General features: G+C 72.7%; 13 protein-coding genes. 4 read left to right on the plus strand and 9 right to left on the minus strand.

Annotated elements, in window-relative coordinates:
* Positions 1 to 14: 14 nt before the first annotated feature.
* The 7 genes from NYE39_RS15825 to NYE39_RS15855 are packed head-to-tail and all read right to left on the minus strand — an operon-like array spanning position 15 to position 6,622.
* A complete protein-coding gene (locus NYE39_RS15825) occupies positions 15 to 860 on the minus strand; it encodes a glycosyltransferase family 2 protein (RefSeq protein ID WP_341013264.1) in 846 nt (281 codons plus the stop codon).
* Positions 853 to 1,896, minus strand: coding sequence for a glycosyltransferase (locus tag NYE39_RS15830; protein WP_341013265.1), 1,044 nt, complete (start codon positions 1,894 to 1,896; stop codon positions 853 to 855). The genes NYE39_RS15825 and NYE39_RS15830 overlap by 8 nt, the downstream gene beginning before the upstream one ends.
* On the minus strand, positions 1,893 to 2,975 hold the full coding sequence (locus NYE39_RS15835) for a glycosyltransferase (protein ID WP_341013266.1): 1,083 nt from the start codon (positions 2,973 to 2,975) through the stop codon (positions 1,893 to 1,895). The genes NYE39_RS15830 and NYE39_RS15835 overlap by 4 nt, the downstream gene beginning before the upstream one ends.
* The gene (locus tag NYE39_RS15840) at positions 2,975 to 3,673 is read right to left on the minus strand and encodes a glycosyltransferase (protein WP_341013267.1); all 699 of its coding nucleotides are present in this window, start codon (positions 3,671 to 3,673) and stop codon (positions 2,975 to 2,977) included. The genes NYE39_RS15835 and NYE39_RS15840 overlap by 1 nt, the downstream gene beginning before the upstream one ends.
* The gene (locus tag NYE39_RS15845) at positions 3,670 to 5,031 is read right to left on the minus strand and encodes a bifunctional PIG-L family deacetylase/class I SAM-dependent methyltransferase (protein WP_341013268.1); all 1,362 of its coding nucleotides are present in this window, start codon (positions 5,029 to 5,031) and stop codon (positions 3,670 to 3,672) included. The genes NYE39_RS15840 and NYE39_RS15845 overlap by 4 nt, the downstream gene beginning before the upstream one ends.
* Entirely contained in the window at positions 5,028 to 6,086 is a 1,059-nt protein-coding gene (locus NYE39_RS15850) for an acyl-CoA dehydrogenase (RefSeq protein WP_341013269.1), read from the minus strand. The genes NYE39_RS15845 and NYE39_RS15850 overlap by 4 nt, the downstream gene beginning before the upstream one ends.
* Positions 6,083 to 6,622 (minus strand): hypothetical protein, encoded by a 540-nt coding sequence (locus NYE39_RS15855; protein ID WP_192911685.1) that lies wholly within the window; start codon positions 6,620 to 6,622, stop codon positions 6,083 to 6,085. Before NYE39_RS15855 ends, NYE39_RS15850 begins: the two co-directional genes overlap by 4 nt.
* An 86-nt stretch (positions 6,623 to 6,708) precedes the next feature.
* Between NYE39_RS15855 and NYE39_RS15860 the strand changes: the two genes are divergently transcribed.
* Positions 6,709 to 7,857, plus strand: coding sequence for a PucR family transcriptional regulator (locus tag NYE39_RS15860; protein ID WP_192911686.1), 1,149 nt, complete (start codon positions 6,709 to 6,711; stop codon positions 7,855 to 7,857).
* Positions 7,858 to 7,917: 60 nt separating this feature from the next.
* On the opposite strand, the gene NYE39_RS15865 is transcribed toward NYE39_RS15860, so the two are convergent.
* Together NYE39_RS15865 and NYE39_RS15870 are read right to left on the minus strand one after the other, a co-directional pair.
* Entirely contained in the window at positions 7,918 to 8,730 is an 813-nt protein-coding gene (locus tag NYE39_RS15865) for a DUF1353 domain-containing protein (RefSeq protein ID WP_192911687.1), read from the minus strand.
* Between the two features lie 25 nt (positions 8,731 to 8,755).
* On the minus strand, positions 8,756 to 9,622 hold the full coding sequence (locus NYE39_RS15870; protein ID WP_341013270.1) for a 3-methyladenine DNA glycosylase: 867 nt from the start codon (positions 9,620 to 9,622) through the stop codon (positions 8,756 to 8,758).
* Between the two features lie 34 nt (positions 9,623 to 9,656).
* Here NYE39_RS15870 and NYE39_RS15875 point away from each other — a divergent pair, with 34 nt between their 5' ends.
* From NYE39_RS15875 to NYE39_RS15885, 3 genes are all read left to right on the plus strand, one after another.
* Positions 9,657 to 10,433 carry a fumarylacetoacetate hydrolase family protein gene (locus NYE39_RS15875; RefSeq protein WP_341013271.1) on the plus strand — a complete coding sequence of 259 codons (777 nt, stop codon included), beginning with the start codon at positions 9,657 to 9,659 and terminating at the stop codon, positions 10,431 to 10,433.
* A gap of 10 nt (positions 10,434 to 10,443) precedes the next feature.
* The gene (locus NYE39_RS15880) at positions 10,444 to 10,779 is read left to right on the plus strand and encodes a YnfA family protein (protein WP_341013272.1); all 336 of its coding nucleotides are present in this window, start codon (positions 10,444 to 10,446) and stop codon (positions 10,777 to 10,779) included.
* A 95-nt stretch (positions 10,780 to 10,874) separates the two neighbouring features.
* Positions 10,875 to 12,137, plus strand: coding sequence for a hypothetical protein (locus tag NYE39_RS15885; protein ID WP_341013273.1), 1,263 nt, complete (start codon positions 10,875 to 10,877; stop codon positions 12,135 to 12,137).
* Positions 12,138 to 12,180 lie beyond the last annotated feature (43 nt).

The raw sequence follows: 12,180 nt of genomic DNA on the forward strand, positions 1-12,180 counted from the left end.
GGTCACCGACTGCGTCAGGCTCGGGTCTCGTGACCGTCCGCCGTCGCGACGAGCACGATCTCGCCGGGACGACGGATGATGCGGCCCTGCCTCTCGAACTCGTCGAGCCACCCCGACATGGGCCACTCGTGCCAACGTCGCCAGTAGATCGATGCATTGCGCACGATGTCGACGAGGTGCTCGACCGGGGGCCGTGACACCGGGTGATGCTGGTGGTAGGCATGGGCGCCTCCGACCCAGACCAGCTCGACACCTCGCTCGCGGGCGACCCGACCGAGGTCGGTGTCCTCGGCCCCGTAGCCGACGTACTCCTCGGCAAAGCCTCCCAACAGGTCCCAGGTGGACGCTTTCACCGCGAAGCTCAATGACCAGAAGAGCTCGTGCGAGCCGTCGCGCTGGATCGTGCCGGGCGATGGTGCCGGCCGGGCGGGGTGGGGGTCGGTCAGGTCGTCGAGCCGGCGGGCGTCGTCCGGGACCCGGACGCCTTCGTCGAGGTAGGTCACCGGTCCGCAGAGCAGGGCCTGAGGGACTCTCTCGGCAGCGATCTCGTAGAAGCTCACCAGACGTGGTCCGGGCACACAGTCCACGTCGAGCAGGACCACCAGGTCCGCGCCGGAGCGCAGCGCTGCCCGCACCCCGATGTTGCGTGCCCGCGCGAGGGGGAGACCGCGAGGATCGCGCTCGACGTGGATGACGGTCACGCTCGGCTGGCCAGCGACGACGTCGTCGATGGCCTGGTCGTCCATGGCCACGATGATGTGCGGCGTCCCGGGGGAGACGTCGCGCAGGATCCTGCGCTGCTCGCGCAGGTGCGCGTGCCGACCGCGGACGACGGTCACGATCACGATGTGCTCAGCCACCGGCCACCGCCTCGACCAGTGCGGCCGCCCGCTCGACGGCACCTGCGCACTCCCACCGCACCCACCCCCGGCCGCCTCGCGCCAAGGCCGTGTCGAGCGCGCAGGCCCAGTCGATCGTGTCGAGGTCCTCGGGCCGGACCGCGGTCGCAAGACCGGCGGCGTCGAGGGTCGCGGCCATGTGGTCCTGCTCCTCGTGGGGCCGGCGCTGTGGCACGACCAATGCCGCCACACCGGCAGCGGCGACGTCAGCCACGGCGTTCTGCCCGCCGTGTGTGACCACGACGTCCGCGCGAGCGATCAGGCTGCGCACGTCCGGGACCCAGACGTCTCCGCCCGCGACCTGCCAGTCGAGGTGTGGGGCCGAGCGGACGATGGTCATCGGCAGGTCTCCCCGGTCGAATCCCTCGGAGCCCGAGAGGATGAGACCCCTGGCGCGACGCACGCCGTCCCAGGCGTTCGTCCGGTGCCGGTCTGCCGAGGCGATGGCTGCTCGCGGGCTGCGGGCGAGTCCTCCCACGGCCACGACGCGGGCGGCGGACGTCCCGGTCGACCACAGCTGAGTGTGGGCCCACTCCGGCCATGGGGCGAGAACGGCGGTGGCTGCGGCCAGAGCGCTGTGGTGCGGCGCGTCGTGCCGCAGTCCCGGCTGTGCCACGACGATGACCGGGACACCGAGGAGCCGGACGAGCACGGTCACCTCGCACGAGACGTCCACGACGACGACGTCGGGCTGGTGCACCTGGATCCACCGTGCGATGGTCGTCATGCGCTCGCTGAATCCACGGTGGCCCAACGGTGCCCAGTGCATGAGGCCGCGCATCGTCACGTCGGCGTCGCTGGCCGATGCGCCGTCGGCGAGAGGAGCGTCGTGGGCCAGCAGCACGGACTCGAGTCCGGCGGCGCGCGTGGCGGCCTGGTCCAGCTCTGAGCCGAGGAGGGTCACATCGACCCCGTGCGTGGCCAGCCGACGGCCCACGACCATCGCTCGGGTGCGGTGCCCGGAGCCGTGGTGGTGCACGTACCAGCCGACCTTCACGCTCGGCGCCGTCCCGAGCCGACGAGCTCGCGGTACAGGCTCGCGTACTCGTGCACCATCCGCTCCGAGCCCAAGTCCCTCAGGGCGGCGCGGCGCACGCCCTCGCGGGGGAGCGAAGCCGCTGCGTCCACGCCGTCGCTCAGTCCCCGGACGATGCTGTCGGCGTCCCCCCGGGCACTCACGAGAACGCCGATCTCTGGGGTGACGAACTCTGCGAGACCACCCCGATCGAGGGCGATGACCGGGGTTCCCCACGTGGCAGACTCCGCCGCGACGAGGCCGAAGGGTTCTTCCCACCGCGGGGTGACCAAGGTCGCCGCGCTGGCGCGCACGAGCGCGGCCAACTCGGAGTGCGGCAGATGTCCGGCGTACCTCACACGATCGTCGAGCTGGGGCGCGATGACGTCGTCGAACCACGCCCGCTCGCTCACCGGGCCGACGATGGTCAGGCGCCGCCCGGCTCGTCGCGCGGCGGAGATGGCGAGGTCGCATCCCTTGGTGTGCGTCAGGCGGCCGACCCACACCAGGTCGTCGCCCCCTGCGCCCGAGCCGCCGCCGTCGTCGTCGACCCCGTTGTGGATGACCCTCGGGCGGGTGGGCAGCGTGCTCCAGTCTGCCGCGTTGGTGCGGCTGACGCAGACGTACTCGACGCGCGGGCTCGCCAGGGCGACTCCGAGCTCCATCCAGGGGAAGGGGGGAGTGTGCAGCGTCGTCACCAGTGGTGCGGCCACCGCTGGGCTGAAAGCCAGCGGGAGGAAGTTCAGGCTCTGGTTGTGGACCACGTCGACGGGCCTGGCGAGGAGGTCGACGACAGCCGCGGTGAAGGCCGCGTGGTCGCGCAGGAAGTCGGGCTCGGGCAACTGGGGGTCGAGCGCGGCCACGGCACTGAGGTCGGGCAGACCGCGATAGGGGACGAGCTCGTCGGCGACGCCGGGGTCGCTGCCCGCGGGCGCGTACATCCGCACGTGGTGTCCGAGCTCCCGCAGTCCGCGCGCCAGCAGCGCAGTGTGCGACTCCTGGCCACCGGCATAGGGCTCGGCGACGGGGTGACGCGAGGTGGCGAGCACGGCGATGCGCACTAGCCCACCTCGTCCTCGAGGTCGGTGAGGTACTCCGCAAAACCACCGTGGCACCGACCGGTCCGACGGGCCGAGGAGGACACTCGCACCGTGTCCGTCGCCACCCATGACGGCGTGTGAGCGCGGATGCGCCGCACGAGGTCGACGTCCTCGTCGCTCGCCATCGCGCGGAACCCTCCGATGGCGAGGTAGGTGCTCGCACGCAGGCCCAGATTGGCGCCGTGCACGTGAGGGTGCCCTTCGACCAGGTGGTGCCGGGCGCGCCATTCCATCAGCACGCGGGAGTCGGTCAGACCGCGCGGCTCGACGGTGCCGATGACCGCGTCATGAGTCCGCGAGAGGTCGATGTGGCCGACCAGCCAGTGCGGGGGGACGACGGTGTCGGCATCGGTCGAGGCGAGCCAGAGGTCATCGACACCGATCTGAAGGGCTTCGGCGGTTCTCAGGGCAGCGGTGGCCCCACTGCGTCGGGCGGCGCCGACGTTGCCGTGGTCGACGCTGAGGCTGCGGACACCCGCTCGGCGGACGACCGACGCGGAGCCGTCGACGGAGCGGTCGAGCACGACCGTGACGTCGATCATCACCTCGGGATGGACGATGCTCGCCCGGCGCCGAGCGGCGTCGATGCTGGCCAGTGCCTCGGGGAGCAGCACCTCCTCGTTGCGTGCGGGGACGACGACGTGCAGGGCGCGGATCATCGGGACGCCTCGTAGACGTCGATGAGGACGTCCTCCTCGACGAGGGTGACCACCGACCAGCGGTCGCACACGGCGCGGACCTGAGCGTGCACGCGGGGGCCGTCCAAGGGGATCTCGCGGGTCGCGTGCCGCCAGCTCACCAGGACGAGCTCACCGCCGGGAGCGAGCCGCTCGATGAGACCGCCGAGGGTGAGCCACAGCTCGAAGGGCGTGAGGAAGTAGCCGACCTCGGACATCACCACGAGGTCGAAGGGTCCGCTCAGCTCGGTGATGATGGAGGGGGCCTCGCCCCTGATCCAGGTCAGGCCGCTCGGTGCGTCGCGAGCAGCGATCTCGAGTGCGCGCTGACTGACGTCAATCGCCACGACGTCACCGGACCGCGACGCGAGGTCGCGCGTGAGCGCACCGGTGGAGCATCCGAGGTCGAGCACCCGTTCGTACCGCTCGCGTCGTAGGACGGCCGTGGTCAGGGCACGTTTGCGCCGCTCGTACCAGGTGTCGCTCGACCAGGGGTCCTCGCTGCAGTCGAACATCGCGTCGAACGTGGCGGGTCGCTGCGAACTCGGCACATCGGGGCGCAGGTTGCCGCGGTCGGACAGGACCAGGGTGGTGAAGCCACGCACGGTCGGCGCCAGCACTGCGTCCGTCAGCAACGCCTCGTCACCCGCGGCCGTCGAGAGCGGCTGGACCTGGCTGTGATGCCGCCGGACCGCCCGCGTGCGACGGGACTGGGCGTCCAGAGTCGCGTCGACGGCGACGAGGTCCGACCACGGCAGCAGGTCGGGTTCGCCCCAGTGCCAGAACCACACCAGGTAGTGGGCCAGGTTGACCCGCGCCTCTCCGGCGGACGTCCGGGAGAGGACCGCGGTGCGGGTTGCGCGACCAGCAGCGTCATGATCGGGGTGTCCGTCCGACGTCCACGGGGCCAGGACGAGGGTGCCCGCGGAGCAGAAGGAGGCGACGGCAGCCGAGATCTCCTCCTGGCGCTCGGCGAGGCCGCCGTCGGGGAGCCCGATGTGCACGACGTGTGCGGCAGGCGCGAGTTCAGCGGCGGCTCGCTCGCCCTCGGCGCGCCGACGAGCGCCCAGGTCCTTACGGCTCACCGTGGAGGAGCGAGGGTGCGACGCCTCCCCGCTGGTCAGGATCAGCAGCGTCACGTCCACGCCGAGCGCGGCGGCATCGGCGATGAAGGCTCCGGCGCCCAAGCACTCGTCGTCCGGGTGGGCTGCCACGACGAGCAGGTGGTGGTGGTCGCCGATGACGGCACGCGTCGTGGGTGTCGTCACCGATGACCATCGAGGGTCGCCCACCCACCGCAGCTCGCCGTCGGGGTGGTCCAGGCGTGTCCGGGTGGTCATCGTGCGGCTTCGACGAGCAGCGCTCCGGTGCGGGCCAGGTCGCGGTCGCCATGGTGCTGCCGGACGTAGACGGTGAGGTCCGCGACCCGACGGGCGTGCTCCTCGTCGAAGGTCAGTGGAGCCGGCCCCAGCGCGCGAGCCACCTCGGTCAGGCAGACGTGGGCGGCGGACGCCGCCGCGTCGCGGGCGCGGGCGGCCATGAAGGCGCCCGCCGTACCCGTGGCCGTCCCCCCGTCGATCGCGGCGGCTGCCGCCCGCAGCTCGAGATCGGCGGCCCGCAGAGCCCGGTCGAGGCGACTGAGGTGCCAGGTCGCGATCTGGTCGGGCTCCCGGCGACATGCAGCGTCGAGCACGCGCTGCGCGAGGGCTGCCGCAGCTCCGAACCACACGGCCGCCACGGCGACCCCACCCCACGCAAATCCCGGTCGGGTCAGGTACCACCCGGCCGGGCCGACGGGGGTCGCGGGGACGTCGTGCAGGTCCAGGCCGGTGCTGCGCACGTCCACGAGCCCGCGCGAGGCCCAGGACGCGTCGTCCCGTCGGATGCCGGGGTGCGACAGGTCGACGGCGAAGGCCTGCCGCCGCTCGTCGGACACGTGCGCGGTGATGATTGCGTGGCTGACGTGGGCCGCGAGCGAGCACCACGGTTTGCTCCCCGACAGACGCCAGCCCGCATCCGAGCGGGTGGCGTCCAGATGGGTGTCCGGGGAGTGGGCCGCGTAGACGCCCCAGGTGCTGCCCGGCGGTGCGCTGACGGTCACGTCGCCACCGTCGGCGCCAGGGTGTGCGTCGGCCGCCTGCGCGAGGATGCTCAGCGCATCGAGGTGCGGCTCGACGACCCGGGCGACGGTGAGATCGCCGGCGCCGAGGGAGCCCAAGGATTGCAGGTAGGACCACGTGCTCGTCCCCAGGTGGGAGGAGAGCGGGCTCAGATCGATCGCCAGCGACAGAGCCGCTGGGATGTCTGCCGCCACGTCGCGGGCGGCAAGGACGAGGTCCTGGTCCGCCCAAGCCAAGAAGCTGAAGGGCCGCGGGGCGGCAGTGCTGGTCGTCATGAACGTCGCAGCGACGACGCGCGATCGAGGAGACCGGCCGGACCACGCTGCTGCTCACCGAGGGCGGCGTCCAGGACGAGCAGGCCGCCCGTCGCCATCGGGGTGGCCCACTGGAGCCAGCGCATACGGGCAGAGAGGTCGCGAACGCGCTGGGCCGCCTCCGGGTCGCGATCGCCGGCCTCTTGGGCACGACCGAGCTGGGCCCCCTCGCGATACGCGGCGGCGCTCGCGACCAGCGCGACGCCGGTGAGAGCCGTCTTCACGACGACTGCAGCTGTGGTCGGTGGGTGGACCGCGACGCGCCGCTTGTTGTCGGCGACGATCGCCAGCCCGCTCAGGAGGTGCACGCCGATCGCGCCGGCCTGCACAGGTCCCCACGAGGTCCACCCTTCGTCGGCGATGCGGGAGCGCTCCTGAGCGCTGTCGCCCACTCGTGATGCGGGGTTGAGAGCGACGGCGCCCATGAGCGAACCGCCGAACCAGGCGGCGTTGGTGACAAGGTGCACTGCCCGGACCGTGGTGCTGTAGATCGTCATGTCTCGACAGTAGGAAGGGCGGACTCGGGCTGCAACACCCCTAGGGGTGGCCTGGTGCAGTGGGCCGCGCCGCCTACATTTGTCCGATGGTCGATGTGCAGGACCTCGTCGACGAGGCATCCGCGATCCTCCTCGCCCCGGTGACCCTCGAGGACCGTCGTTTCCGGCTGCTTGCCTTCGCCGCGCACGCCGGTGACGTCGACAGCGTGCGGGCCGAGACGGTGCTCTCCCGCGGAGCGCGCCCGCGCACCCGTGAGTGGTTCGAGAGCTTCGGCATCGCGCGGGCGAGCGCCCCGGTCCACGTGCCCGGCGACCCGGAGCGTGGCACGCAGGCGCGGCTGTGTCTGCCTGCACGGTGGAGAGGGGTCACCCAGGGCTACCTGTGGGCGGTCGAGCCCCCCGAGGGGCTGACGACCGAGCGGGTCCAGGCCGCAACGGTGCTCGCCGACCAGGCGGGGGAGCACCTGGCCCGGCTCACCTCCCGTCGCCGCGAGACCGAGCGCCTCGTCTTCGATCTGCTCGACGCGGAAGCGGGCTCGCGCAGCGGCCCCGCCCGCGAGCTGGCCGACGAGCTGGCCGTGGACCCCGGCGCCCGGGCCGCGGTCGTCGTCCTGGGCGCAGCGCCCGGTGTCCGGCTGCGGGTCGACGAGGTGCACGGGCCTGGAGGCCTGCCGCGTCGTATCGGCGTCGCCGAGCGCTCGGGCGACCTCGTGCTCGTCGTTCCGGCGGCGACGGACGTGGAGGTCCATGACGCTGCCGAGTCGGCCCTGCGCACCCTCGGTCGGGTCGTGGAGGAGCACGTCGTCGCCGGGGTCGGGGCCCTCGTGCCGCTCACCAGCACGGCGACGTCGCTGCGGGAGGCGCGCGCCGCCCTTCGTGTCGTGCGTCCGGCGACCCCCGACCTGCCGCGCCCGCCCGCGGCCTCCCGGGTCCACCCGTGGGCCACGCTGGGCATCGAGCGGCTCCTCGGCGGCAGCGCCGGTGACGAGCTGGTGGAGGCCGTGCGGACGCCGGCGGTGGCCGAGCTGCTCTCTGCCGCACCGGAGCTCGTCGAGACCGCCTGGGTGCACCTCGAGGAGGGGTGCTCGGTCGGGGCCACCTCGGCTCGCCTCGGCCTGCACCGCCAGAGCGTCTACGCGCGGCTGCGGCGCATCGAGTCGCTCACCGGCCTCGACCTCTCCCGCGGCCGCGACCGCCTCGAGCTCCACCTCGGGCTGCTCGTCCTGCGCCCCTGACGCTGCATTGCCCTACGGCAATGCGCACCTGAGGCTGCATTGCCCTACGGCAATGCAGCCTCAGGGGGTCCTCGCGCGGGTGCCGAGGCGTTCGGCGACCTGGTAGACGCCGGTCAGCAGGGCGACGGCCGCCGTCACGTGGAGCAGCAGGGCCAGGGCGACGCCGGCGATGATGCCCGCGGCCCGTAGCCGCCCCCACGTGAGGCCGAGCAGCACGGGGACGACGACGGCGCCGGCGGCACCGGTGAGCAGCTCGACCCACCAGGCCCGCTCGCCCATCCACGGCACGCCGCCGACGAGCGGCACCGCGACGTCGAAGAGGTCGAGCGTGGCCAGCACCCCCAGCACGGCGACGAGCCCCAGGGTCACCATGGCCGTGACCTGCCGGCGCAGCCGCTCGCCCGCCGACCGCGTCCCGCTGCGGTCCTGGAAGATCGTCCCGAGGGTCACCGCGGTCCACATCAGCCACCGCCGGATCAGCCCGGTCCCGGTGTCCGCCATGGCCGCCCGGAAGACGAGGTCGGCGCGCTCGCGGTCGATCCGCACGCCCGGCGCCGCCGCAAAGGAACCGCGCACCAGTCCGTCGTGCAGCAAGGCCGCGGGCAGGTGTCGGCCGGTGCGCGGCACGAGCCAGAGGAAGACCGACGGCACCGAGGTCAGGTCGGTCGTGAAGGTCGTCGGGTCGACGGGCACGAGCAGCTGGCCCAGCTCGCGGTCGCGGTAGCCCAGCCGTCGCCCCATGCGGAACTCCTCGACCGACATGTCGAGCGTGCGCTCGAGGACGATGAGCGGCGGCGACGTGGGGTCGGGCTGCCCGTCGGGCGGCCCACCGTCGTAGAAGCGTCTCGCCTGGGTCTCCAGCGGCCGGTCCATGACCCCAGCGTGACAGCGCGCGGTGTCAGCGGGGGAGCAGTCGGTCGCAGACCTCGACGATCCGACGACGAAGGGAGTTGGACGTCACCATGAGCTCGCGCTGGCGGGCGACGTACTCGGCCTTGCCCTCCGGCGTCTCGATGGCGACCGGGTGCAGCCCGAGCCCCGACACGTCGTAGGGCGAGGCCTGCATGTCGAGGCGCCGCACCCGCAGCGCGTGCCGGAAGGCGTCGAGCGTCACCTCCGACGGCACCGCCGGCGCGAGCTTGAAGGCCCACTTGTAGGTGTCCATGCCCGCGTGCAGGCAGGCCGGCTGCTCGTGGTCGGCCTGGTCCTCACGCGTCGGGCGAAGGGTGTTGCGCCCCACCGCATCCGGCGTGAAGAAGCGGTAGGCGTCGAAGTGGCTGCACCGGATCCGGTAACCCTCGACGACCGCATCGGTCGCCTCCTGCCCCAGGCGAAGGGGGAGCTGCTCGTGCCGCTGCTCGCCGGGCTGGAGGCGGTAGACCATCGCCCACTCGTGCAGGCCGAAGCAGTCGTGGGTGCCGGGGCGCGACAGGGTCGCCGTGAGCAGGTCCCTGACGAAGGTGACCGTCCGCCCCCTTCGCCCGACGAAGTCGTCGACGTCGAGGCGGACGCTGCCGTCCGAGTCCACCGTGTAGCCGGAGCGCCCGGTGTAGACGTCGGCGGCGTCGAGCAGGGTCACGTCGGGTCCAGGGTGCCAGCGGCGCAGGTGCGACGGGCGGTGGGCGTAGTACTCGAAGAGGAAGTCCTCGACCGCGTGGCGCTCGCCGCGTGCCCGCCGCTCACGGTGGGCGGCCGTCAGCTCGTCGACCGCCGCCTCGTGGGCCCGCGCACGAGCACGCCACTCGTCACGGATCAGGGTCGTCATCGGGGCAAGGCTAGATGGTCACTAGGGTGGTGCCGTGCGCATCGCGAGATACACCGAAGGTGACGACCCCGTCTACGGGCTCGTCGACGCAGACGGCAAGAAGATCGCCGAGGTGACCGGCGACCCGCTCTACCAGCGGATCGAGCTGACCGGTCGCACGACGACGGTCGACGAGGTGCGACTGCTCGCGCCGGTCATCCCGCGGAGCAAGATCATCGGCATCGGGCGCAACTACGCCGACCACGCGGCCGAGATGGGCAACGAGGTGCCGGCCGAGCCGATGATGTTCCTTGTGCCCAACACGGCCGTCGTCGGCCCGGGCGACCCGGTCGTCATCCCCACGCACCTGACCTCCGAGGTCAGCTTCGAGGGCGAGCTCGCGGTGATCATCGGCCGGATGTGCAAGGACATCGAGCCCGAGGAGGCCAAGAAGGTCATCTTCGGCTACACGATCGCCAACGACGTCACGGCTCGCGACCTGCAGCGCGGCGACGGCCAGTGGGCCCGCGCCAAGGGCATGGACACCTTCTGCCCGCTCGGCCCGTGGATCGAGACCGACCTCGACCCGCAGGACGTCTCGATCGTCACCCGCCTCGACGGCGAGGTGGCCCAGGACGGCCACAGCTCCGACATGGTCCACGGGGTCGCGGCCCTGATCAGCCACGCGTCGAAGTCCTTCACCCTCCTGCCCGGCGACGTCATCCTCACCGGCACCCCTGCGGGTGTCGGCCTCGTCGACCCCGGGCAGCGGGTCGAGATCGACATCGACGCGATCGGCACCCTGGCCAACCCCTTCGTCGCCTCCGAGTGACGCGGGCCTGATGGACGTCGCCCGGTCGGTCCCGCTCTTCGTCCTCGCCGCCCTCCTCGAGATCGGCGGGGCCTGGCTCGTGTGGCAGGGCCTGCGCGAGCACCGCGGCTGGCTGTGGGTCGGCGCAGGCGTCGTCGCGCTCGGCCTCTACGGCGCGGTGGCGACACTGCAGCCGGACGCGAACTTCGGCCGCATCCTCGCCGCCTACGGCGGCGTCTTCGTCGCCGGGTCGCTGCTGTGGGGCATGGCCCTCGACGGCTTCCGCCCCGACCGCTGGGACGTCGTCGGCGCCCTGATCTGCCTGGTCGGCGTCGCCGTGATCATGTACGCACCCCGGTCCGCCTGATCTCCCTTCGTCACGCAACGAAGGGAGGGGAGTCCTCCCCATGTCCGGCACCGGCCGGGGTGGCTAGGGTCACGGCAAACGGATCGGGAGACCCCATGACCCTCACCCACGGCGCCGACGCCGCGCGCCTTCGCCAGATCGCCGCGCAGCTGCGCGGTCAGGCCAAGCTGACCAGCCGGATCGGCGCCGAGGGCGGCGCCCGCACCAGTGTGATCTCGGGGGTGTGGGAGGGGCCCGACCGCGAGGACTTCGTGCGGGACTGGCGCGTGGCCGAGCGCTCGCTCGACGACTGCGCGGCCATGCTCACGACGATGGCCGACCTGATGATCGAGCAGGCCGAGGAGCAGCTCGACGCGAGCGACGGGGCGGGCGCCGTCCTGACCGCGGCGCCGGCTGCGCCGCGGCCCGCGGGACCCCCGTCGCCACCGCCCGAGCAGCCGCCGACGGGGTCGACCTTCGACGAGGACGTGCGCGGCACCGAGGGCCAGCCGGTCGACAGGGACCTGTGGGAGATCGCCTTCCACGCGCAGGGCACCCGGCACCCCCTCCATGGCGTGCCGGTGTTCGGCTACGACCAGCCGCCGCTGCCCGAGGGCTACACCGCGCCGAGTGCCGAGGAGATCGCCGCGCTCGGACTCGACCCCGCCGACTTCGGCCCGGACTCGTCACCGCAGGCCTATCTCGTCCGCACGCCTGACGGTGGCTACGTCGTCGCCTTCCAGGGGTCGGTCGAGGGCGAGGACTGGGTGACCAACGGTCGTCAGGCCCTCGGCCACGACGACCCCCAGTACCAGCGGGCGATGGAGCTGGCCGTGGAGGTCAACGACGCGACCGGCGGCAACGTCACCTTCACCGGGCACAGCCTCGGCGGCGGGTTCGCCGCAGCCGCAGCGATGGCGACCGGCCAGCCGGCGGTGACCTTCGACGCGTCGGGCGTCCACGACGACACCGCGGCCGCGGCCGCCGAGATGCGGGGCGACGGGGCCACCGCCGCCAGCGTGCAGGCCGAAGCCAGTCAGGGGCAGATGCGTGCATACCGGATGGAGACCGACGGGCTGACCAACGTGCAGGAAGCGACCGGCCTGCCCGACGCCCCCGGCACCCAGATCACCCTCGAGACCCCGCCGAGCCTCGGCCGCGACATCACGGTGGGCGCGACCGGCGCCGGCGGCGCCCTCGTGGGTGGCGCCGTGGGCGGGGTCACCGGGCTGTTCGACGGCAACCCCTTCGACGTCGGTGACGACATCGCCGAGGGCGCCCAGGCCGGCGCCCGGACCGGCGTCGCGGTCGGCGAGGGCGTCTGGGGCCACAGCTGGTCGCCGATGGACGACGCCATGGAGGAGCGCTACCCCGACTAGGTGACGGGTGCCCCCTTCGTCGCGGCGATACGATCGGCGCATC

The organism is Janibacter sp. FSL W8-0316, assembly GCF_038004165.1.
Taxonomy (GTDB): Bacteria; Actinomycetota; Actinomycetes; order Actinomycetales; family Dermatophilaceae; genus Janibacter; species Janibacter indicus.